Origin of the sequence: Mycobacterium sp. ST-F2, assembly GCF_001905655.1 — a bacterium.
GTDB lineage: Bacteria > Actinomycetota > Actinomycetes > Mycobacteriales > Mycobacteriaceae > Mycobacterium.
This window is the reverse complement of the sequence record NZ_JMHT01000027.1, coordinates 41,706-62,547: the sequence shown is the minus strand read 5'-3', so window position 1 is coordinate 62,547 and position 20,842 is coordinate 41,706. Positions and strand designations below refer to the sequence as shown.

General features: G+C 66.9%; 21 protein-coding genes and 1 tRNA gene. 16 read left to right on the top strand and 6 right to left on the bottom strand.

The genetic code is table 11. The features are described from left to right. The first annotated feature begins 7 nt into the window (after positions 1–7). The 3 genes from EB75_RS11540 (at position 8) to EB75_RS11530 (ending at position 3,416) form a co-directional block, all read left to right on the top strand. Positions 8–1,144, top strand: coding sequence for a TIGR03364 family FAD-dependent oxidoreductase (locus EB75_RS11540; RefSeq protein ID WP_073695532.1), 1,137 nt, complete (start codon positions 8–10; stop codon positions 1,142–1,144). A gap of 88 nt (positions 1,145–1,232) precedes the next feature. Beyond that, positions 1,233–1,886, top strand: coding sequence for a phosphonatase-like hydrolase (locus EB75_RS11535; RefSeq protein ID WP_073695531.1), 654 nt, complete (start codon positions 1,233–1,235; stop codon positions 1,884–1,886). Positions 1,887–2,081: 195 nt separating this feature from the next. Then, positions 2,082–3,416 carry an MFS transporter gene (locus EB75_RS11530; RefSeq protein ID WP_073695530.1) on the top strand — a complete coding sequence of 445 codons (1,335 nt, stop codon included), beginning with the start codon at positions 2,082–2,084 and terminating at the stop codon, positions 3,414–3,416. 6 nt (positions 3,417–3,422) lie between these two features. On the opposite strand, the gene EB75_RS11525 is transcribed toward EB75_RS11530, so the two are convergent. Beyond that, a complete protein-coding gene (locus tag EB75_RS11525; RefSeq protein WP_073695529.1) occupies positions 3,423–4,154 on the bottom strand; it encodes a GntR family transcriptional regulator in 732 nt (243 codons plus the stop codon). An 88-nt stretch (positions 4,155–4,242) separates the two neighbouring features. Between EB75_RS11525 and EB75_RS11520 the strand changes: the two genes are divergently transcribed. Both EB75_RS11520 and EB75_RS11515 read left to right on the top strand, forming a co-directional pair. Then, positions 4,243–4,851, top strand: coding sequence for a histidine phosphatase family protein (locus EB75_RS11520; RefSeq protein ID WP_073695528.1), 609 nt, complete (start codon positions 4,243–4,245; stop codon positions 4,849–4,851). A 41-nt stretch (positions 4,852–4,892) separates the two neighbouring features. Further along, positions 4,893–5,915 carry a phosphotransferase family protein gene (locus EB75_RS11515; protein WP_073695527.1) on the top strand — a complete coding sequence of 341 codons (1,023 nt, stop codon included), beginning with the start codon at positions 4,893–4,895 and terminating at the stop codon, positions 5,913–5,915. Positions 5,916–6,048: 133 nt separating this feature from the next. Here EB75_RS11515 and EB75_RS11510 read toward each other — a convergent pair whose 3' ends face one another. Next, on the bottom strand, positions 6,049–6,450 hold the full coding sequence (locus tag EB75_RS11510) for a lipopolysaccharide assembly protein LapA domain-containing protein (RefSeq protein ID WP_073695559.1): 402 nt from the start codon (positions 6,448–6,450) through the stop codon (positions 6,049–6,051). A gap of 106 nt (positions 6,451–6,556) precedes the next feature. Here EB75_RS11510 and EB75_RS11505 point away from each other — a divergent pair, with 106 nt between their 5' ends. Genes EB75_RS11505 through EB75_RS11485 form a run of 5 tightly spaced genes read left to right on the top strand, consistent with a single transcriptional unit; the run spans position 6,557 to position 10,538 of the window. Next, the gene (locus EB75_RS11505; RefSeq protein WP_083612169.1) at positions 6,557–7,486 is read left to right on the top strand and encodes an ABC transporter substrate-binding protein; all 930 of its coding nucleotides are present in this window, start codon (positions 6,557–6,559) and stop codon (positions 7,484–7,486) included. Then, a complete protein-coding gene (locus tag EB75_RS11500; protein WP_073695526.1) occupies positions 7,483–8,592 on the top strand; it encodes an ABC transporter ATP-binding protein in 1,110 nt (369 codons plus the stop codon). Before EB75_RS11505 ends, EB75_RS11500 begins: the two co-directional genes overlap by 4 nt. Continuing rightward, on the top strand, positions 8,577–9,221 hold the full coding sequence (locus tag EB75_RS11495) for an ABC transporter permease (RefSeq protein WP_073695525.1): 645 nt from the start codon (positions 8,577–8,579) through the stop codon (positions 9,219–9,221). The genes EB75_RS11500 and EB75_RS11495 overlap by 16 nt, the downstream gene beginning before the upstream one ends. Further along, a complete protein-coding gene (locus EB75_RS11490) occupies positions 9,218–9,919 on the top strand; it encodes an ABC transporter permease (protein ID WP_073695557.1) in 702 nt (233 codons plus the stop codon). The genes EB75_RS11495 and EB75_RS11490 overlap by 4 nt, the downstream gene beginning before the upstream one ends. A gap of 4 nt (positions 9,920–9,923) precedes the next feature. Then, complete coding sequence (locus tag EB75_RS11485; RefSeq protein ID WP_073695524.1) at positions 9,924–10,538, top strand: putative glycolipid-binding domain-containing protein; 615 nt, start codon at positions 9,924–9,926, stop codon at positions 10,536–10,538. Here the strand turns inward: EB75_RS11485 and EB75_RS11480 are convergent. Further along, on the bottom strand, positions 10,501–11,445 hold the full coding sequence (locus EB75_RS11480) for a prephenate dehydrogenase (RefSeq protein WP_217267692.1): 945 nt from the start codon (positions 11,443–11,445) through the stop codon (positions 10,501–10,503). The two genes, EB75_RS11485 and EB75_RS11480, sit on opposite strands and share 38 nt — an antisense overlap. Before the next feature lie 94 nt (positions 11,446–11,539). Here EB75_RS11480 and EB75_RS11475 point away from each other — a divergent pair, with 94 nt between their 5' ends. The 3 genes from EB75_RS11475 (at position 11,540) to EB75_RS11465 (ending at position 12,897) form a co-directional block, all read left to right on the top strand. After that, positions 11,540–12,058, top strand: a complete 519-nt coding sequence (locus EB75_RS11475) for a tRNA adenosine deaminase-associated protein (RefSeq protein WP_064857896.1) — start codon at positions 11,540–11,542, stop codon at positions 12,056–12,058. Beyond that, positions 12,055–12,510 (top strand): nucleoside deaminase, encoded by a 456-nt coding sequence (locus EB75_RS11470; protein WP_073695522.1) that lies wholly within the window; start codon positions 12,055–12,057, stop codon positions 12,508–12,510. Before EB75_RS11475 ends, EB75_RS11470 begins: the two co-directional genes overlap by 4 nt. Before the next feature lie 296 nt (positions 12,511–12,806). Next, positions 12,807–12,897 (top strand) — tRNA-Ser (locus tag EB75_RS11465). 179 nt (positions 12,898–13,076) lie between these two features. Here the strand turns inward: EB75_RS11465 and EB75_RS11460 are convergent. Next, positions 13,077–13,802 carry a hypothetical protein gene (locus EB75_RS11460; RefSeq protein ID WP_073695521.1) on the bottom strand — a complete coding sequence of 242 codons (726 nt, stop codon included), beginning with the start codon at positions 13,800–13,802 and terminating at the stop codon, positions 13,077–13,079. A gap of 227 nt (positions 13,803–14,029) precedes the next feature. Further along, the gene (locus EB75_RS11455; protein ID WP_073695520.1) at positions 14,030–15,295 is read right to left on the bottom strand and encodes a PucR family transcriptional regulator; all 1,266 of its coding nucleotides are present in this window, start codon (positions 15,293–15,295) and stop codon (positions 14,030–14,032) included. 106 nt (positions 15,296–15,401) lie between these two features. On the opposite strand from EB75_RS11455, the gene EB75_RS11450 reads away from it, so the two are divergent. The 3 genes from EB75_RS11450 to EB75_RS11440 are packed head-to-tail and all read left to right on the top strand — an operon-like array spanning position 15,402 to position 20,068. Further along, positions 15,402–16,862: a class I adenylate-forming enzyme family protein gene (locus tag EB75_RS11450; RefSeq protein ID WP_073695519.1), complete on the top strand. Its 1,461-nt coding sequence runs from the start codon at positions 15,402–15,404 to the stop codon at positions 16,860–16,862. 27 nt (positions 16,863–16,889) lie between these two features. Further along, entirely contained in the window at positions 16,890–18,656 is a 1,767-nt protein-coding gene (locus EB75_RS11445; RefSeq protein WP_073695518.1) for a DUF3556 domain-containing protein, read from the top strand. After that, positions 18,653–20,068 carry a phytoene desaturase family protein gene (locus EB75_RS11440; RefSeq protein ID WP_073695517.1) on the top strand — a complete coding sequence of 472 codons (1,416 nt, stop codon included), beginning with the start codon at positions 18,653–18,655 and terminating at the stop codon, positions 20,066–20,068. Before EB75_RS11445 ends, EB75_RS11440 begins: the two co-directional genes overlap by 4 nt. Here the strand turns inward: EB75_RS11440 and EB75_RS11435 are convergent, their stop codons facing one another. Next, positions 20,069–20,827, bottom strand: a complete 759-nt coding sequence (locus tag EB75_RS11435; RefSeq protein WP_142239555.1) for a pirin family protein — start codon at positions 20,825–20,827, stop codon at positions 20,069–20,071. Between the last annotated feature and the right edge of the window lie 15 nt (positions 20,828–20,842).

Below are 20,842 nucleotides of genomic sequence, written 5' to 3'. Positions count from 1 at the left end.
TATTGCCATGCCAAATCAACGGAGCTACGACGTCGTCGTCGTAGGAGCTGGAATCGTCGGCCTTGCGCACGCCTATCACGCCCACTGTCGCGGACTCGCAGTCGCGGTGGTCGATCACGCCGCCGGTGTGGTCGGGGCGTCGGTGCAGAACTTCGGCCACGCGTGCATCACCGCGCAGAACGGTGTCGCGCTGGACTACGCCCGGGCCGGCCGCAGGCACTGGCTGGACCTGTCCCGGCAAGCCGGGTTCTGGTCGAAGGAGGCGGGCACCTACTGTGTGGCCCGGCACGAGGACGAACTGGCCGTCATGCGTGAATTCGCCGACGTCCGGCCCAGTGGTGACGTGCACCTGCTCAACCGTCAGCAGCTGGTCGACCGCGTACCGGTGCGCGATCCCCGCGTCGTCGGGGGCATGTACCTGCCCAATGACCTTCAGGTCGATCCGCGAACCGCGGCGCCGTCCATCGCGCGGTGGCTGGAATCGCAGGGCGTCGACTTCCATTGGCGTACAGCGGCTTCCGGGTTCGAGCCGGGTCTCGTGCATACCTCGCGCGGACCGATACGCACCGAAACCACCTTCATCGCAGTCAACTACGACATCGACCGGCTCTTCCCCGGCCTGGCTGAGCGCGACGGGTTGCTGCGCTGCCGGCTGCACATGATCCGGGCCAGGCTGCCGTTGGCGTTCACGCTGGCGGCACCGCTGTTCACCGGGTGGTCGTTGCTGCGGTACGCGGGTTTCGAGGACCTGCCCAGCGTCGCTGCCGTCGCGCGACGACTGCAGGACGAGCACCCCGACGCGGTGGACATCGACCTGCACCTGATGTTCACGCCGCAGCCCGACGGCTCGCTGCTGATCGGCGACACCCACATCCGGGACGTCGCGGCCGCGCCGTTCCAGTCCGAGCAGGGCTTCGACATCCTGCTCGACCAAACCCGAAAACTGTTCGGAGTCAACGATATCGACGTCAGCGAACGTTGGCAGGGCGTCTACTGCTCGGCCCCGGCGCAGGAGTTCCTCATCGAGGAGCCGGTGGACCGCACCCACGTCGTGACGGTCACCACCGGGATCGGCATGACCACCGGCCTGGGCCTGGCGGCCGCCGCCGTCGAGCGGGCGCTGGCGTCGCCCGTAACTGTCTGAGACACACCAAAACCCAACCACCACAACGGAAAAGGACGCAAAAGTGGAAAGCCAATCAGCACCTGGAATCAGCCTGGTCGTGTTCGACATGGCCGGCACGACGGTCGAGGACACCGGCCTGGTGCAGCAATCCTTCCTGGCCGCCGACGAGCACGCCGGCCTGTCGAAGACCGATGCGGACCGCGCAGAGATGCTGCGCTACGTCGCCGACACCATGGGACAGTCGAAGATCGTCGTGTTCCGCCACCTGAGCCGCGGCAACGAAGAGCAGGCACAAGCGGCCAACAAAGAGTTCGAGCGCTGCTACGCCCAGTTGGTGGCAGACGGCAAGTGCAGCCCCATTCCGCAGGCCGAACATGTCATTACATCTTTCCGGTCGCGCGGTATCAAGGTCGCGCTGACCACGGGCTTCGCCCGGGAAACCCAGCAGGCCATCGTCGAGGCGCTGGGTTGGCAGGACCTCGCCGACGCGGTGCTCTGCCCCGCGCCCGGCGTCCGCGGACGGCCGTACCCCGACATGGCGCTCGCAGCCCTCATGCAGACCGAGACCGATGCAGTGCAGTCGGTGGTGGTCGTCGGTGACACCTCGTCGGACGTCATCACCGGACTGCGCGCCGGAGCGCGCGCTTCGGTCGGCGTGCTGACCGGCGCGCACAACGCTGAGCAGCTATCCGCTGCCGGCGCCACCCACATCCTGGACAGCGTGGCGCAGCTGCCCGGTTTGGTGGCAACCCTGGGCTGATCCGACGACGCACTCCGCGGTGGTCGGATGCCGCACCCTCGGCCCCGACCACCCCCGCTCTTTCACTCTAACCCTTCGCGCTCTCGCACCAAAACCCTTGCCTCGCTGACGATCTCGATGGCGTTTCCACGCCTCCGATCGGCCCCTCTTCTTTCCGCGCTCCCTCTACCCCGCACCCAGTGGAAGTGAACAGCCATGTCGCACACCCTGCTGTCCAAGTCGCGCACCACCAATCCGAACTACGAACGCTGGCGTATCCGCATCTTCGCCATCACCTGGATCGCTTATGCCGGTTTCTATTTCACCCGTCAGACGTTCTCCGTCGCCAAGCTCGGCATTCTCGAAGACCCCGTCCTGCACCTTCACCTGACCAAGAGCGTCATGGCCAATCTCGACGCCGCGTACCTCGCCGCCTACGCCGTCGGCCAATTCGTCTGGGGCCAGGTCTCCGACCGGTTCGGCCCACGGGTGGTCGTGCTCGGCGGCCTGGCCATCTCGGCGATCGCGACCCTGTTCATGGGCCTGCTGCCGGCAGTGGTCTTCCTGCTGCCATTGATGATCGTGCAAGGCCTGGCTCAGTCGACGGGCTGGTCGGGCACGTTGAGCAACATGTCGCAGTTCTTCTCGGTCGGGGAACGTGGCCACGTCCTGGGGCTGTGGAGCACCAATTACGCCGTCGGCGGCCTCGTCGCCGCGCCGGTGGTCGGATGGTTCGCCTACGACGTGTTCGGCAGTTGGCGCGCAGCGTTCTTCAGCGGTGCGGCCATTGTCGCCGTTGTGTTCGTGCTGTTCTTCATCTTCCAGCGCAACAGCCCCGCGGACGTCGGCCTACCGCCGATCGAGGAGTACCGGGCGGCGCAGGACTCCGTTGAGGGAGTCGAGCTCGACGCCACCGCAGAGGACGAGGCCATCGCCGAACCCAGTTCGTCGTGGCGCGAGTCCCTGGCCGTGGTACTGAAGGATCAGATGGTGAGAACCCTTGGGGCAGCGTATTTTCTGCTCAAGCCGGCCCGCTACGCCATCCTGTTGTGGGGTCCGGTGATCGTCGCCGAACAGCTGCACGACAGTGACAAGTTCACCGCGGTGACCGTCCCGGTGGCGTTCGGCATCGCCGGTGTCATCGCCCCGATCCTGCTGGGCCGCATCTCGGACAAGGTGTTCAAGGCGCGCCGGGTGCCGGCGAGCGTGATCAGCCTGGCCGTGCTGGTCGTGGTGCTCATGCTGTTCGGGCCGCTGACCGCGACGGGCAATGTGTGGGTCATGGTCGGCGTCCTGGCCCTGATCGGCCTGACCGTCTACGGCGCTGATGCCATGATCTCGTGCATCGCGGCCGTCGACTTCGGTACGTCCAAGCACGCGGGCACGGCGACAGGGATCATCAACGGTTGCGGCTCGGTCGGTGCCATCCTCGGTGGTCTGCTGCCGGGTTACCTGGGTACCTCAGCACTGTTCTACGGCTTCGCCGGGGCCGCGTTCATCGCCATGCTGCTGTTGATTCCCTACTGGAATCGGATGCCCGCGGCCGACTAGCGCCCGTCAGGCGCGGACGTCGATGGTGCGGGCGTTGACGATGCTGAAGGCCACCACGTCGGGCCGGTATCGGTCGTCGGAATATTCGAAGGCCACCCCGAACTGGTCGCGTGAGGTACGACGCTCACGCAACAGGGGACTGCCCCGCTCGATGTGCATGTTCTCGGCGTCGACCTCGTCCGCGGCGACGGCGTCCAGCACGTGTTCCATGGCGTCCCACTGCACCCCACGGTCGGTCAGGTAGTCGGTGATGGAGCCGGAGTCGGTGTCGAATTCGAACAGCAGCGAACCCACCGCGTCGGTGAAACTGCTCCGCTCGATCATCGCCGGCTCGCCGTCGAGCAGTCGCACGCGCAGCACTTCGACGACGAAGTCGTCGGTGGTCAGGCTCAGTGCGGTGGCCGCGGTTTCGCCGGCGCGTCTGCGTGAGACCTCCAGGGTCCGGCTCCCCGCCTTTCGGCCGTTGCGTTCGGCCCACTGGGTGAACGGCGTGAACGTGTCCAGTGTCTGGCGGACGTCGTGGCTGCGGACGGTGGCGGGCTTGCCCCGCGAAATGCGGATCAGGCCTTCGTTTTTCAGCGTCGCGAGGGCCTGGCGGACGGGCCCTCGCGACACGTCGAACTCCGCGCACAATGCGCTCTCGGCGGGCAGTGACTCACCGATCTGGTACTCGTGTCGCGTGATCCGCTGCCGCAGCACCGCCGCGACGTGCTCATGACGCGACCGGGAGCCGACCATCGGTGTACCGCCTCTCGGTGTCTTGTCATGACAACTTAGCTGCATAGTATTGCCCGTCAGCGCACAACCGCTGTGGAGGAAACCGCCCATGCAACTGCTTCTGATCCGTCACGCCCTGCCGCTGCGCAGCGAGCCCGGCGAGGGCGCCGACCCCGATCTGTCCGAGGAGGGCATCGCGCAGGCCATGCGGCTGCCCGACGCGCTCAAGCGGTACCCGATCACCCGGCTGCTCAGCAGCCCGCAGAAGCGCGCCATCCAGACCGGTCAGCCGGTGGCCGACGCGCTCGGACTGCCCATCGAGGTCGACGACCGGCTCGCCGAGTACGACCGCGACATGGCGCAGTACATCCCGATCGAGCAGATCGCGGCCGAACACCCCGAGGAGATGGCCCGGCTGATGTCGGGTCATCTCCCCAGCAGTGTCGATGAAGAGGCGTTCCTGGCCCGAATCACCGAAGCCGTCATGGACATCGCGAGCGAGGCCGAGGCCGACGACACCGTTGTGATCTTCAGTCACGGCGGTGTCATCAACGGCCTGCTGCACGACATCCTGCCGACCGAGCGCATCCTGTCGTTCCAGGTCGACTACACGGGAATCACCCGGCTGCTGGCCTCGCGCAGCGGCCGCCTGGCCGTGGCCGGCGTCAACAGCGTCGAACACGTGTGGGACCTGCTGCCGCGAAATCAGCGGTGGTAAACAGTTCGGGTGGCAGGGCGAGCGAAGCGACGGGGGAAGATGTGACGGGCCTTGACGGTTTGGACCTGACCGCCCTCGACGCGCACCTGCGGGATATCGGGGTGGCCCGCACCGGTGAGCTGCGCGCTGAGCTGATCGCCGGCGGCCGGTCGAATCTGACGTTCCTGGTGTTCGACGACGCCGCCAAATGGGTGCTGCGCCGGCCGCCGCTGCACGGCCTGACACCGTCGGCGCATGACATGGCCCGTGAGTACAAAGTCGTTGCGGCGCTTGAAGTTACGAATGTCCCGGTGGCACATCCGGTGACGATGCGGAACGACGACTCGGTGCTGGGTGCGCCGTTCCAGATGGTCGAATTCGTGCCCGGACGAGTGGTGCGGTACTCGGCCGAGCTCGACGCGCTGGGGGATCAGCAGGCCATCGACGCCTGTGTGGACGCGCTGATCAAAGTGCTCGCCGACCTGCACGCCGTGGACCCGGAAGCCGTGGGGCTCGGGGACTTCGGGAAGGCCAACGGGTACCTGGAACGACAGGTGCGGCGCTGGGGCTCGCAGTGGGATCTGGTGCGGCTGCAGGACGATTTGCGTGACGCTGATGTGCGTCGGCTGCATGCCGCGCTGACCGAGAAGCTGCCGCCGCAGAGCCGCAGTGCCATCGTGCACGGCGACTACCGCATCGACAACACCATGCTCGACGCCGTCGACCCCACCAAGGTGAGGGCGGTCCTGGACTGGGAGATGTCGACGCTCGGTGACCCGCTGTCCGACGCCGCGCTGATGTGTGTCTATCGGCACCCGATGTTCTCCATGGTGCATTCCGACGCGGCGTGGTCGTCGGAGAAGATTCCGTCGATGGACCAGCTGGCCGAGAAATACTCCGTCGCGGCCGGGCAGCCTTTGGACCACTGGGAGTTCTATCTCGCGCTGGCGTACTTCAAGCTGGCGATCATCGCCGCCGGCATCGACTTCCGCGCCCGGATGGGCTCCGTTGCAGCCGGCGGCGACGATTCTGTCGGTGAGGCCGTCGCGCCGCTCATCGCCGCCGGATTGGCTGTTCTTTCCTAGCGCGAGCGTGCGTGTCTGCACGCAACACGCCGTGGTCTTCGTGCAAAAACGTCACGCTCGTGGCTGACGAGCGTGACGTTCTTGTACACCGGGGGCGGCGTGTTGACGTACAAACACGGCCGCTCGCGGTGATTTAAAGTCCGGCCTTCAGGTTCTTCTTCGCGGCCAACCGCAGTTGCAGGATCCGGGTGGTGGCGACCGCGAAGGTCAGCAGGCCGCCGGCGATGGCCGCGAGCAGGATGGTCACGCCCAGCTGCACCTGGTGCAGCTTCCAGCCGAGCAGGACGATGTCGACCGGGGTGTCGTTCTGGATGACGAACACCAGCAGCAGGATCAGGATCAGGAAACCGAGGATCAGTGCAGTCCACAGCGCTGCGGTGCGGGTGAACTTGACTGCCGATTCGGGCGTCGTGGGTTTCTTGACGGGGGCCGAATCAGACTTGGGGGCCTTGGGTGCCGGCGGTTCGGCGTGAGTGGGAGCGGCCTTGGGCTCCGGCCCGGTCGGCCCAGGGGTAGACGCGTGATCGCTACTCATACGCACCATCTTGACGGTTCTCCGGGCAGGATGCCGGGAACTGCGACACCAATTTTCGAATAACGCTAGGGTCGGCCTGAGTGCTCGACGCCGAAAGGACGTTCGGATGGCGCGAATTCTGGCCACTGTGGCCTTGCTGCTTGCTGCCGTGTTGACGGGTTGTGGCAGCGCCAATCCTCTGGGCGGGGGCAGCATCTCGGGTGACCTCAAGTCCATCGTGGTGGGGTCTGCCGATTTCCCCGAATCGAAGATCATCGCCGAGATCTACGCGCAGGCATTGGCGGCCAACGGCTTTACCGTCGGCCGCCAATTCGGCATCGGGAGCCGCGAGACGTACGTCCCTGCCGTCAAGGATCATTCGATCGACCTGATCCCCGAATACACCGGTAACCTGCTGCAGTACTTCGACCCGAAGACCAAAGCCACCGCCGCCGATGACGTCGAATTGGCGCTCGCCCGAGTGCTTCCCGGCGATCTGTCGATCCTGACGCCTTCGCCGGCCGAAGACACCGACACGGTGGCGGTGTCGGCGGAGACCGCCAAGAAGTGGAATCTGAAGACCATCGGCGACCTGGCCCAGCATTCGGCCCAGGTGAAATTCGGTGCGCCGTCGGAGTTTCTGCAGCGGACCGAGGGGCTGCCCGGGCTGAAGGCCAAGTACGGCCTCGACATCGCGCCGTCCAACTTCATCGCGATCAGCGACGGTGGGGGACCGGCCACGGTCCGGGCTCTGGTCGACGGAACCGTCACCGCGGCAGATATTTTCAGCACGTCCCCGGCCATCGTGCAGAACAACCTGGTGGTGCTCGAGGATCCGAAGCACAACTTCCTTGCCGCCAACGTGGTGCCGCTGGTGGCGTCGCAGAAGAAGTCCGATCTGCTCAAGACCGTGCTGGACTCCGTCAGCGCGAAACTCACCACGAAGGCGCTGATCGACATGAACACCGCGGTGTCCGGCAACAGCGGCGTCGACGCCGATCAGGCCGCGAGAAAATGGGTGCAGGACAACGGGTTCGACAAGCCGGTGAGCCGATGATCTCTTTCGACAAGGTCACCAAGAGCTACGGCGGCGTGGTCGCCGTCGATGAGTTGACCCTCGAGATCGCGGAGGGCACGTTGTCGGTGTTCGTCGGCCCGTCGGGCTGCGGCAAGACCACCTCGATGCGGATGATCAACCGGATGATCGACCCGACGTCGGGCACCTTGACCGTCGACGGTGCCAACGTCGCCACCGTCGACCCGGTGAAACTGCGGCTCGGTATCGGGTACGTGCTGCAATCAGCCGGGCTCATGCCGCATCTGAAAGTGGTCGACAATGTCGCCACCGTTCCGGTCCTCAAGGGTGAATCCCGCCGTAGCGCAAGGAAAAAGGCGTTGGGCGTGTTGGAGCGCGTCGGGCTCGACGTCAAGCTTGCCGACCGCTACCCGGCCCAGTTGTCGGGTGGGCAGCAGCAGAGGGTCGGCGTGGCCCGTGCCCTGGCGGCGGACCCGCCCATTCTGCTGATGGACGAGCCGTTCAGCGCGGTCGACCCCGTGGTCCGCGAAGACCTGCAGGCCGAAATCCTGCGGCTGCAAAGCGATCTGCGCAAGACCATCGTGTTCGTCACGCACGATATCGATGAAGCCGTCAAGTTGGGCGACCGCGTCGCGGTGTTCGGACCCGGTGGCACCTTGCAGCAGTACGACGCGCCGAGGCGGTTGCTGTCCAACCCGGCCAACGCATTCGTCGCGGGGTTCGTCGGCGCTGATCGTGGCTACCGCGGGCTGCAATTCCGCGACGCAACCGGACTTCAGCTCCGCGACATCCGCACCGTCGCCGAGCCAGCGGTCGACGCACTGGAACTCGGCGCGGGCCAATGGGCCCTGGTGGTCAACGCCGACGGCACCCCCTACGCCTGGATCAACGCTCACGGAGTGGGTCTGCATCGCCACGGAAAGTCCTTGTACGACAGCACCATTGCCGGCGGTTCGCTGTTCCGGCCAGACGGCACCCTGCGGCTGGCGCTGGACTCGGCGCTGTCGTCACCGTCCGGGCTGGGCGTGGCGGTCGACGAACGGGGCCACGTGGTCGGCGGTGTGGGCCTCGACGATGTGCTGGCAATCATCAAGAGCGGCAAGGGCGAACAGTGCGATACCTGCTGACCCACCTGGAAGGCGCGTGGCTGCTCACGCAGATTCACCTACGGCTGTCCCTTCTGCCGCTGCTCATCGGGGTGCTGATCGCCGTGCCGCTGGGCGCTTATGTGCGGCAGCGTCCGCGGCTGCGCCGGATCAGTACCATCACGGCCAGCGTCGTCTTCACCATTCCGTCGCTGGCACTGTTCGTGGTGCTGCCGTTGATCATCCCGACGCGGATTCTCGACGAGGCCAACGTCCTGGTCGCTCTGACCTTGTACACCGTGGCGCTGCTGATGCGGACGGTGCCCGAAGCGCTGGACGCGGTGCCCGCGGCCACCCGCGAGGCGGCCACCGCCATGGGCTATCGGCCGCGCACCCGGTTCTTGAGAGTAGAACTGCCGCTGGCGATTCCGGTCCTCACGGCAGGGATGCGGGTGGTTGCCGTCACCAACATCTCGATGGTGTCGGTGGGTTCGGTGATCGGCATCGGCGGGCTGGGCACCTGGTTCACCGAGGGATATCAGGCTGACAAGAGCGACCAGATCATCGCCGGCATCATCGCCATCTTCGTGCTGGCGGTGGCCGTCGACCTGATCATCCTGAGCCTCGGCCGGCTGGCCACCCCGTGGACCCGGGCGAAGGCAGCGGCATGAACTTCCTGCACCAGGCCCTCGCCTACATCTTCACCGCGGCCAACTGGACCGGTCCGGCCGGACTCGGCATGCGCATGCTGGAACATCTCGAGTACACCGGCATCGCGGTGTTGTGCAGCGCGCTGGTCGCCGTTCCCGTGGGCATGTACGTCGGGCACACCGGCCGCGGCACGGCGCTGGTGGTCGGTGGCGTCAACGCCCTGCGCGCCCTGCCCACGCTCGGCGTCCTGCTGCTGGGGGTCCTGCTGTGGGGACTGGGCCTGCTGCCCCCGACCGTCGCTCTGATGCTGCTGGGCATTCCGCCGCTGCTGGCGGGGACGTACGCCGGCATCGCCAACGTCGACCCGGTGGTCGTCGATGCCGCTCGCGCCATGGGCATGACCGAGCGTCAGGTCCTGCTGCGTGTCGAGGTGCCGAACGCGATGCCGCTGATCGTCGGCGGGCTGCGGACCGCCACCCTGCAGGTGGTCGCCACCGCAACCGTCGCGGCGTACGCCAGTCTGGGCGGCCTCGGCCGGTTCCTGATCGACGGCATCAAGGTGCGCCAGTTCTATCTCGCCCTGGTCGGCGCCCTGCTGGTGGCGGCCCTCGCCCTCGCGCTGGACGCCGCCTTGGCGCTGGCTGTGCGGGCATCGCGGCCCGGCCCGGCCGGAGTTGCAATCGTGACTGCGAAGCCGGGCCTTCGTCGCCTACGGTAGACGGGTGAGCGCACCGCAGTCTGATGCCAGCCCCGATGCTGCAGAACCCGCCTGGCCGGCGATTCTGACCTGGCGCGCGCAGGACGTATCACGTATGGAATCGGTGCGGGTCCAGTTGTCCGGCAACCGGATCAAGGCGTACGGCCGGATCGTGGCCGCTGCCACCGACATTCACCCCGCGTTCAGCGCGTCCTACGACCTGGTCACCGACGAGAGCGGGGCGACCAAACGCCTGTCGCTCACCGTCACCCTCGCGCAGCGCGAACGGCAACTCTCCATCGCCCGCGATGAAGAGAACATGTGGATGGTCCAGGACCACCAGAATCAGACCCGTCGGGCCGCCTACAACGGAGCGCTGGACGTCGACGTGGTCTTCAGCCCGTTCTTCAACGCACTGCCCATCCGTCGTACCGGGCTGTACCACCGGACCGCCTCGGTGTCCCTGCCCGTCGTCTATGTGCGCGTGCCGGATCTGACGGTCGAACCCGTGACCATCGGCTACGTCAGTGCCGGCCCGGGCAATCCCATCAAGCTGGACTCACCCGTCGCCGACACCGCCATCACCGTCGACGACGACGGCTTCATCCTCGACTATCCCGGACTGGCAGAGCGGATCTGATCACCCCGCCCGCGCGCCCCTCCGCGGCCAGCTCTTCGCGCCAGCCGTCGGCACCGATGGTCGTCGTGATGATCTGCGGTCGGTGGAAGCTGTCGTAACGGACCCGCGCCGCATGGCCGCTCTCCACCAGCTCGGCCACCGATTGCGCCTCGACCAGCGATGAGCGCGCCTGGCTCAGCAGCTCCATGGCCCGGTCCAGCATGACCGTCAGCTCAGTGGCATTGGCCTCGCACATGGCCCGGACCAGGTCGGGTGCGGTGGCCGCGACTCGCGTGCCGTCGCGGAACGACCCCGCCGCCAGGGCGAAGGCCAGGGGGACTTCGCCGGCTGTCGCGGCCAGGGCCTCCGCCAGCAGGTGCGGCAGGTGCGAGATGGCGGCAGCCGCGGCGTCGTGTTCGTCGGAGCGGGCCGGCACGATCACGGCCCGGCAGTCCAGCGCCAGGTGCATCACCTGGGCCCACACGTGCGGGTCGACGTGGTCGTCCACGCTCAGCACCCACGGCGCCCCGGCGAACAGGTCGGCGGTGCCGGCCGTCCAGCCGGAGTGTGCGGTGCCGGCCATGGGGTGCCCGCCGACGAAGTTCTTCAGTAGGCCGTACTGCTGAACCTGTTGCAGCACATTGCCTTTGACGCTGACGACGTCGGTCAGCGGGCAGTCCGGGGCGGTGTCGCGGACGCGCTCCAGCATGATGGGGAGTGCGGGTACCGGCACTGCCAGGACGATGAGCGCATCGCTCGAGGCGGCGCGTTTGAGGGCGGCGGTGAGGTCCTCGGTCGCGTCGAAACCGTCGGCCGTCGCGCACCTGACCGCATCGATCGAGCGGTTGTATCCGAAGACCTCGCGGCCCATGGCCTGCCCGGCCCGCATCAGCGAACCGCCGATGAGTCCCAGACCGAGCACGCACACCGGAGTTGTCACCTTCCAAGGTTTGCACATGGGCTGTGCGGGGTACATATGGGACCGCTGGTCAAGTGGCACAGTGCGGACTAGCGTTATCCGCATGGGAGTACAGCGCGCGCAGGCACAGCAGCAGGTTGCCGATCTCCCCGACGGGTTCGGTGTCGCAGTCGTCCGGGAAGACGGCGCATGGCGTTGCGTCCCGCTGAAACGCGCGGCGCTGGTGGACCTGACCGCCGCCGAGACCGAACTTCGTGAACTCCGTTCCGCCGGAGCGGTTTTCGGCCTGTTGAACGTCGATGACGAGTTCTTCGTCATTGTCCGCCCGGCCCCCTCCGGGGCCCGGTTGCTGCTCTCGGATGCCACCGCGGCTCTGGACTACGACATCGCGGCCGACGTGCTGGAGAAGCTCGACGCCGACCTGAGCCTGGAAGAGCTCGAAGAGGACGACCCGTTCGAGGAGGGCGACCTCGGGCTGTTGGCCGACCTGGGCCTGCCCGAGGCGGTGCTCGGCGTGATCCTCGCCGACGACGAGTACGCCGACGAACAACTCAGCCGCATCGCCCAGGAGATGGGCTTCAACGACGAACTCGTGGCGGTACTGGACAAGCTGGGGCGTTGAGTTCCGCTGACGAACAGCTGATCCGGCTGGCGCTGGAGGCTGCCCAACTCGCCGGGACCGACGACGTCCCGATCGGTGCGGTGGTCTTTTCCGCCGACGGGGTCGAGCTGGCCCGGGCGGCCAACGCCCGCGAATCCTTGGGCGACCCGACGGCGCACGCGGAAATCCTGGCGCTGCGGGCTGCCGCGGCGGTGCATGGCGACGGCTGGCGGCTCGAAGGCGCGACCCTGGCGGTCACCGTCGAGCCGTGCACCATGTGCGCCGGCGCGCTGGTGATGTCCCGCGTGGCGCGCGTGGTGTTCGGGGCCTGGGAACCCAAGACCGGAGCCGTCGGCTCGCTGTGGGACGTGGTCCGCGACCGGCGGCTGACGCACCGGCCCGAGGTCCGCGGAGGGGTGCTGGAGGCCGAGTGCGCGGCGCTCATGGAGGGGTTCTTCGCCCGGCAGCGCTGATTCCGTTGCTGTCGCATCAGCGAGTTCCGGCCGAAAAGTACGTGAGTTCAGTCGAAGGGGCGATCAACCTGTTGTGATTGAACTGAGGGACCTCTCGCGGCGGGAAAAGGTACCTCGTTTCAGTCAAAGCGGCTTCGAGCGCCCAGTGAGTGAAGCCACGGACTTTCTCGCCCGAGGCCCGTGCGAGTAGTCCCAAAGACGCCCAAGTAGAGCTCAGGTCTCGGACGCAAGGCTGGTTTCGGCGTCACGCGACCAGCGATTAGGGACTAGGGCCCGGGTTCGGTAAGCTGCCACACGGTGGCGTGTCCGAGCGGCCTAAGGAGCACGCCTCGAAAGCGTGTGTGGGGTAACCCCCCACCGAGGGTTCAAATCCCTCCGCCACCGCCATAGAGCCCCTCACCTGTCACCGCAGGTGAGGGGCTTTTTGTAGCAGTTGATATTGCGTTGGCGCAGGGAAAGTCCGAGTAGCCGGCTGCGTCGACGCACAGTCGACGCGCTGCACGCTTGCCGCACTGGAAACGCAAAGGCCAGGCACCCGTGCGGGTGCCTGGCCGTTGTGACAAGGACTAGCGGCCGAAGGTGAAGGCCGATCCGCTGTTGAAGTTGGAGCCACCGACCGGGGTCGCGACGCCTGCGCCGGAGTTGGTGCCGGCCTGGACGCCATCGGGGCCGATCTCGCCGGAGGTGCCGGTGTTGAAGCCGCTGCCGCCGACCGGGGTGTTGACGGCCGCGCCGCCGCCGGTACCGCCGCCGAACGTCGGGATGAAGTCGGCCGGGGCAGGCGCGGCGAACTCGTTGGAGGCGCCGGCGTTGAAGCCGCTGCCACCGAACGGGGTGTTCACGCCCGCGCCGCCGCCGGCGTTGGCACCGCCGCCGAACGTCGGGATGAAGTCAACCGGATTGGGCACGTTGAAGTCGGTGGCCGCGCCGGTGTTGAAGCTGCTGCCGCCGAGCGGGGTGTTGATGGCCGCGCCGGTGTTGGAATCGAAGCCCGCGCCGCCGAAGCCGGCCTCAGTGCCGCTGGCCGTGTTGAACTCGCCGCCGCCCAGCGGGGTGTTGACGCCCGCGCCGCCGCCGGCGTTGCTCGACGCGTCGAAGGGGTGCCAGAACGGGTTCTCGACGTTGAAGCCGCCGCCGCCACCGGCGTTGCCGCTGCCGACCGGGGTAGCGACTGCAGCGCCGGTTTCACCGGAAACCTCGTCGTCAGCCCATGCAGGGGCGGCGACGGCGAGCGGGACCAGCGCGAGGGCTGATGCCGCAGCAAATCCGACCAGACGTCCTGAGTTGCGCATTAGTGATACTCCAATCGTGGTTCTCTCGCGTATGGCCGGTGGACCTTACTCGGTCGTACTCGGTTCCTCCGACCACTACCCTGGTATCGCCGGCCACGGCGCATCCGTTACAGCAGTGAATCAGCTGGTTAACACATAGCTATTTGCTATTGGTCTCGATATGGTCACCGACCCTGTGAATGTGCTGGCAGTTTCGGGCCACGTTGTAGTTGCTGGCGGCTGAGCCGCTACCCATCGCTGAGAACTGCCGGCCCGTACCAATGGCACAGCAGCAGGGCCATCTCGACGTCCAGACGGTCGTCGCCCAGCGGTCGTCCACGGCGTTCCAAGGCCCGCCCGACGCGGTACTTGACGGTGTTGAAATGCACCACCAGCTCGTCGGCCGCCGCGGTGTAGCTACCGCCGTGCCGTAGGAAAACCTGCAACGTCTCCCGCAGTCGGGCATCGCCATCGCCGGCCCCGGCCAGCGGCCCGAGGACCGCGTGCACGAATTCACGTGCGTTCTGCTGATTCTCGCCCATCAGTGCGGCCGCGGCGAAGCCGGGTGCGTCGGCTGCGATGACGTCCGTGAGATCGGCCGTCACCGCGACGTTGTGCGCGCGCAGCGCCTGCCGGTGCGACTGCCGGAAGCCGTCGACGCTGGGTAGCGGCGTCCCCACCGCGACGGCCGGAGAACCCGGATGCGCATCGGTGAACTGCCGGACCCGCTCTGTGGCGCCGGCCGCGGTGGCGCTGGACAGCGGCAGCCAGCCCCAGCCGGTGCGCTGGTCGGCCGCCGTGAAGAGTGGACTGCCTTGCGTGCCGATATGCTCGGCCAACGACCGCAGGAACTGTTCGAGCTTGGCCAGCGCGTCGTCATGTCCGGTGACCTGCCCGCTGCCCGCAGGCCACCACAGCACCACAGCCAGATGGTGGCGGCGCATCGGGTAGCGGATCGCGGCGGTGACCGCCTCGGGGTCGGAGTCGTTGCCGGACAACACCTCTCGCACTCGCAGTATTCGGGTGCTGTTGCGGTTGGCCAGCCAGCGGTCGCGTTCATCCTCGTAGACCGCGACGACCTCCTGGGAGATCCAGTCGATGTAGCGGAACGTCACCGACGTGATGCGCTGCAGTATGGCCAGGCTGAGCTCGGGCGCCATGCCGGTGGCATTGATCTCTTCGGTAGCCGCGTCGAGCGCCACCGCGTGGCCGATGCGGTACGCCCGGGTGAGCGCGTTCATAGGGACGCCGCGTTGCGCCAGTCGGCGGGCGTACTCGAGCGCGGCAGTCGGCGCTTCGATGTTGTCGAGAGATATGTCGTAGCGCAGTGCATGGAAGACGGTCTCGACGTTGCCGCCGACGCTGGCGCCGAGCAGTTCGATGATCTCCGGGTCGCCGCGAAGTTCGGCAATATCGCTGGCCAGGCGATGTTGTACGGAGCGGGCGATCTCAGTCTGGCGGGCGATGAGGCCGGCCATGACGATGGTGTTGGCTTCGGTGACCGCCGCATCCATGTGGCCGACTCTAGGTTGCGCTTTTGTTCGGAGCGTACAAATCGCTGGATAAAGTTGATCGGCGCACGACGGAGTGGTGCACACCACAAACTCCTAGCTTTATGACATGAACCTCGCCACCCTGCCTGACCGCCGCGCCGCCTCGGCGCCACACGCACCGGCCGTCGCCGACGACGACACCGATCTCGACAACGCCGCATTCCTCGACGCCGTCCAGCGCGCCGCCGGGGCGCTGTATCAGCGCGGTGTCCGTGCCGGCGACGTCGTCGGCATCATGCTCCCGAACCGGGCGGCGTTCGTCGTCGCACTGTTCGCCACCTGGCGGCTCGGCGCCGTCGCGACGCCCATCAGCCCGACGCTGGTGCCCGCCGAAGTCGCGTATCAGGTGGCCGATGCCGGCGCCGTCGTGCTCGTGGTCGACCGTGACGTAGATAGCGCGGTCTCCGTCCTCCACGTCGACGACATGGGCGGCGAGCCCCGCACCGAGGCGCCGGTGGTGACGGGCGACGACGACCTGGCCCTGCTGATCTACACCAGCGGCACGACCGGTCGGCCCAAGGGCGTCATGCTCGCCAACGCGAACCTGAATGCCATGTGCGCCATGGTGATCGAAGGCTTCGAGCTGTCCGAGTCCGACCACAGCATGCTCATCCTGCCGCTGTTCCACGTCAACGGCATCGTGGTCAGCGTGCTGTCGCCGCTGCTCGCCGGCGGCCGGGCCACGATCGCCGGCCGGTTCAATCCCGCGACCTTCTTCGAGCGCCTGGAATCCAGCCGCGCCACCTACTTCTCCGCGGTGCCGACGATCTACACCATGCTGCTGGGCCTGCCGGCCGAGGTGCAACCCGACACGTCCGCGGTGCGGTTCGCCGTGTGTGGCGCCGCCCCGGCCAGCGTCGCGTTGCTGGAGGGCTTCGAAAAGCGTTACGGCATCGGACTTGTCGAGGGCTACGGGCTCTCCGAAGGATCGTGCGCGAGCACGGGCAACCCGCTGAACGGGCCGCGCAAGGTCGGCACTGTCGGAATTCCGTTGCCGGGGCAGGAGATTCGCATCGTCGACCTCGCCGGTGTCGAAGTCCCGCAGGGTGAGCTCGGCGAGGTGGTGATCAAAGGCCCCAACGTGATGCGCGGCTACCTGAACCGTCCCGAAGAGACCGAGAAGACCTTGAAGGACGGCTGGCTGCACACCGGTGACGTCGGCCGGTTCGACGAGGACGGCTACCTGGTCCTGGTCGACCGCGCCAAAGACATGATCATCCGCGGTGGCGAGAACATCTACCCCAAGGAGATCGAGACCGTCGTGCACCAGCTGGCCGGCGTCGCCGAGGCCGCCGTCGTAGGACGTGCCAGCGGACTCTACGGCGAAGAGCCGGTGCTGTTCGTCTCCGCGCATCCGGGCGCCGAACTCGACGTGGACCAGATCGCGGCGCACCTGAAGGCGTCGCTGTCCAAATACAAACTGCCCGTGGACATCACCGTGCTGGAGACGCTGCCGAAGAACCCCGTCGGGAAGATCGACAAGCCGTCCCTGCGCAAAACCCTCACCACCACTGATCCGCGAATCTAGCCTGACACCAGCAAAGGAGCTCACATCATGGGATTCATCAAACCGACCCTGCCGAAGGTCGACCTGGAAGAGTTTCTCCGGATGCCGCTGCAGGAGCGGCTGCGGATCATGTGCCTGAAATGGGTGGACGAAGGGTACGGCGCCCCGCGCATGATCCACGTCCTGTACATCCTCAAACTCACGTTCTTTTACGCCCTGGGTGGCGTCGCGATCGCCACCTCGACGTCGCACCTGCCGGCGTTCTGGCACGTGTCGCAATGGTGGGACCAGCCGATCGTGTACCAGAAGGTGATCCTGTGGACCGTCCTGCTGGAACTCATCGGGTTCGCGGGCTCCTGGGGGCCACTGGCCGGCAAGACCAAGCCGATGACGGGCGGATTCCGATTCTGGGCCAAGCCCAACACCATCCGGCTGCGGCCGTGGAAGGCGGTGCCCTTCACCAATGGTGACCGGCGCACCTGGTTCGACATCATCGTGTACCTGGCCCTGATGGCCACCGTGCTGGTCGCGCTGGTGCTGCCCGGTGTGCACAGCGATTCACTGTCGAAGGCGTTGCCGGACAACACCTCCGGTCTGGTGAACCCGGCCCTGTTCGTCGCGCCGATCATCCTGTTCGTGGTGATCGGACTGCGGGACAAGACCATCTTCCTGGCCGGCCGCGGTGAGCAGTACCTGCCCGCGCTGATCTTCTTCGCCACCTTGCCGTTCGTCAACATGATCATCGCCGGCAAGCTGCTGATCGGCACGGTATGGATTTGGGCCGGTGTCTCGAAGTTCGGCCTGCACTTCACCAACGTCATCCCGCCGATGGTGAGCAACAGCCCCGCCATCCCGTTCAAGTGGCTCAAGCGGGCCCATTACCGCAACTTCCCGGAGGACCTGCGTCCGTCGCACCTGGCCACCTTCATGGCGCACGGCCCGGGCAGCATCGTGGAAATCGCTGCGCCGCTGGCACTTCTGTTCTCACCCTGGCCGTGGCTGTCGATCGTGGCGGCCGTGATCATGGTCAGCTTCCACCTGTTCATCATCTCGACGTTCCCGCTCGCGGTGCCGGTGGAATGGAACGTGCTGTTCGCCTACGTCACCATCTTCCTGTTCCTCGGCTTCCCGAATCAGGACGGGTACGCGGTGTGGGACATGACCCCGGGCTGGCTGGCCATCGTGCTCGCCGCGGCGCTGTCGTTCTTCCCGATCCTCGGCAACCTGCGTCCCGACCTGGTGTCGTTCCTGCCGGCCATGCGTCAGTACGCCGGCAACTGGGCCTCGGCGGTGTGGACCTTCACCCCCGGCGCCGAGCAGAAGCTCAACCGCGTCACCCGGTCGTCGCCCAACTCTGCCGACCAGTACGTCGCCTTCGGCTGGGACCCGATCACCGCCGAGGTGTTCACCCAGCAGGTCACCGCGTGGCGGGCCATGCACAGCCAGGGCCGCGGCCTGTACTCGGTGCTGCTGAAGTCCCTGCCCGACATCGACACCCGAGTCGTCCGCGAAGAGGAGATGGCCTGCAATACCATCATCGGGTTCAACTTCGGCGACGGTCACCTGCACAATGAAGACCTGATCCGGGCCATCCAGTCAGAGGCGCAGTTCGAGCCGGGCGAGTTCGTCATCGCCTGGGTGGAATCGCAGCCGATCCACAAGATGACGCAGGAGTACAAGGTGATCGACGCGGCGCTGGGTGTCATCGAACGTGGCACCTGGAATGTGAAGGACCTGGTTGACGAGCAGCCGTGGCTGCCCAATGGCCCGATCCCGCTCAACGTCACGTGGCAGCGCGCCGGAGTCCACCAGTGAGCAATGCGGTTGTGGTCGGCGCCGGGCCCAACGGGCTCGCCGCCGCCATCACCTTGGCCGCCAAGGGAATCGACGTCACGGTGCTGGAGGCCGCCGACCGGATCGGCGGCGGCGTCCGCTCCAGCGAATACGTCCTCCCCGGCCTGGTGTTCGACGATTGCGCCGCTATCCACGTGATGCCTGCCGGTTCCAAGTTCATCAAGAACCTCGGCCTGGATCGCTATGGCCTGCAGTGGAAGTGGACCGAGATCGACTGCGTCCACCCGCTCGATGACGGCACCGCCGGGGCGCTCTACCGCTCGGTCGAGACCACGGCCGCGGGCCTCGGGGTCGACCGAGCGCGCTGGCAGATGCTGTTCGGCGGACCGTCGCGGCAGTTCGACAAACTGTCCGAGGACATCATGGGACCGCTGCTGCGGGTGCCGCGGCACCCGTTGGGACTGGCCAGATTCGGGGCGCCGACGGTGTTGCCCGCCGCGCTGCTGGCCCGCATCTTCCGCACCCCGCAGGCCCGCGCCCTCTTCGGAGGCGTTGCCGCGCATACCTTTCAGCCGCTGCAGCACCCGCTCACGTCGGCCATCGGGCTGGGCATCATCACCGCCGGCCACGCCAACGGCTGGCCGGTCGCCGCAGGGGGATCGCAAGCTATCACCAATGCATTCGAGGCAGTGCTGACCGAACTGGGCGGCAAGATCGAGACGGGCGTGCGGATCACCGCCGCGTCGCAGTTGCCGCCCGCCGACATCACCATCTTCGACCTGTCGCCCACCGCTATCGCCGGGATCCTGGGGGACCGGCTGCCCACACGCGTCCGGCGTGCTTTCGATCGGTTCCGCTACGGCCCAGGCGCTTTCAAGGTCGACTTCGCGGTGGAAGGCGATGTGCCATGGACGAACGCGGACGCCCGCCAGGCCGGCACCGTCCACCTGGGTGGTGATTTCGCCGAGATCGCCACCACCGAGCAGGATATCCACGCGGGCCGGATGCCGGAGCGCCCCTTCGTGCTGGCGTTCCAGCAGTACCTGGCCGACCCGGGGCGGTCGGTCGGTACCGTGAACCCCGTTTCCGCCTATGCCCACGTGCCCAACGGCTACAGCGGCGACGCCACCGAGGCGATCATCACGCAGATGGAGCGGTTCGCTCCCGGTTTCCGCGAGCGCATCGTCGGACAGGCTGTGCGTTCGACCACCGAGATGTCCGTGTACAACACCAATTACGTCGGCGGTGACATCAACACCGGTGCCAAGGACATCCGGCAGCTGGCCTTCGGTCCGCGAACCACGTTGTCGCCGTACACCATCGGTGTTCCGGGAATGTACATCTGCTCGGCGGCCACCCCGCCGGGGCCGGGTGGGCACGGCATGTGCGGGGCGAACGCGGCAGCCGTCGCCCTGGCTCGGTTGGGGCGCTAGTTACACGTTCACCGCGATGGTGTGCATCTCCCAGATGAGCAACTCGGCGCCGTCGTCGGCCGCGGTGATGCATTGTCCGCCAGTTGCGTTGAGCCGCACCGCATCACCGGTGTACAGCGGGCCGGACCCTTCGAACTCGGCCTTTCCGCGGGTGACGAACACGTGGCCATACGGCGCGTCCGGGACCTGCACCGCGCGGCCGGCGTCCAACCGCGCGACGTGCAACGTGGCATAGCTGTTGCCGAAGGTGATGGCGGCGGTGTCGCGGTACTTACGCATGCCGGATGCCATGGGGATCAACGTATTTCCGGCGAGCTCGGCGGAGATGTCGGCTTCCTGATAGCTGGGTGCGCCGCCGAGTTCTTCGGGCGGGATCCACATCTGGACGACGCGCAAGGACTGCCGGTCCCGGCGGCCGGCGCCGTTGCGCTCGGAGTGTCGCAGGCCGGTGCCCGCACTCATTCGCTGGGCCAGCCCCGGGTAGATGACACTCTCGTTGCCCAGCGAATCCTTGTGCACCAGTGAGCCTTCGAGCACCCAGGTGATGATCTCCATGTCGCGGTGGTCGTGTGCGTCGAAGCCCTCACCCGGGGTGACGGTGTCCTCGTTGTTGATCATCAGCAGGCCGTGGGCGTTGGCCGCCAGGTCGAAGTTGCCGGTCGCCGGAAACGACTGCCAGGATTCCAGCCATTCGTTGCGCCAGTGCCAGCGTTCGTCAGCGCGGATGACGCGAACGGGTGTAGCCGTCGTCTGGTTCACCGCTCAATTCTGGCA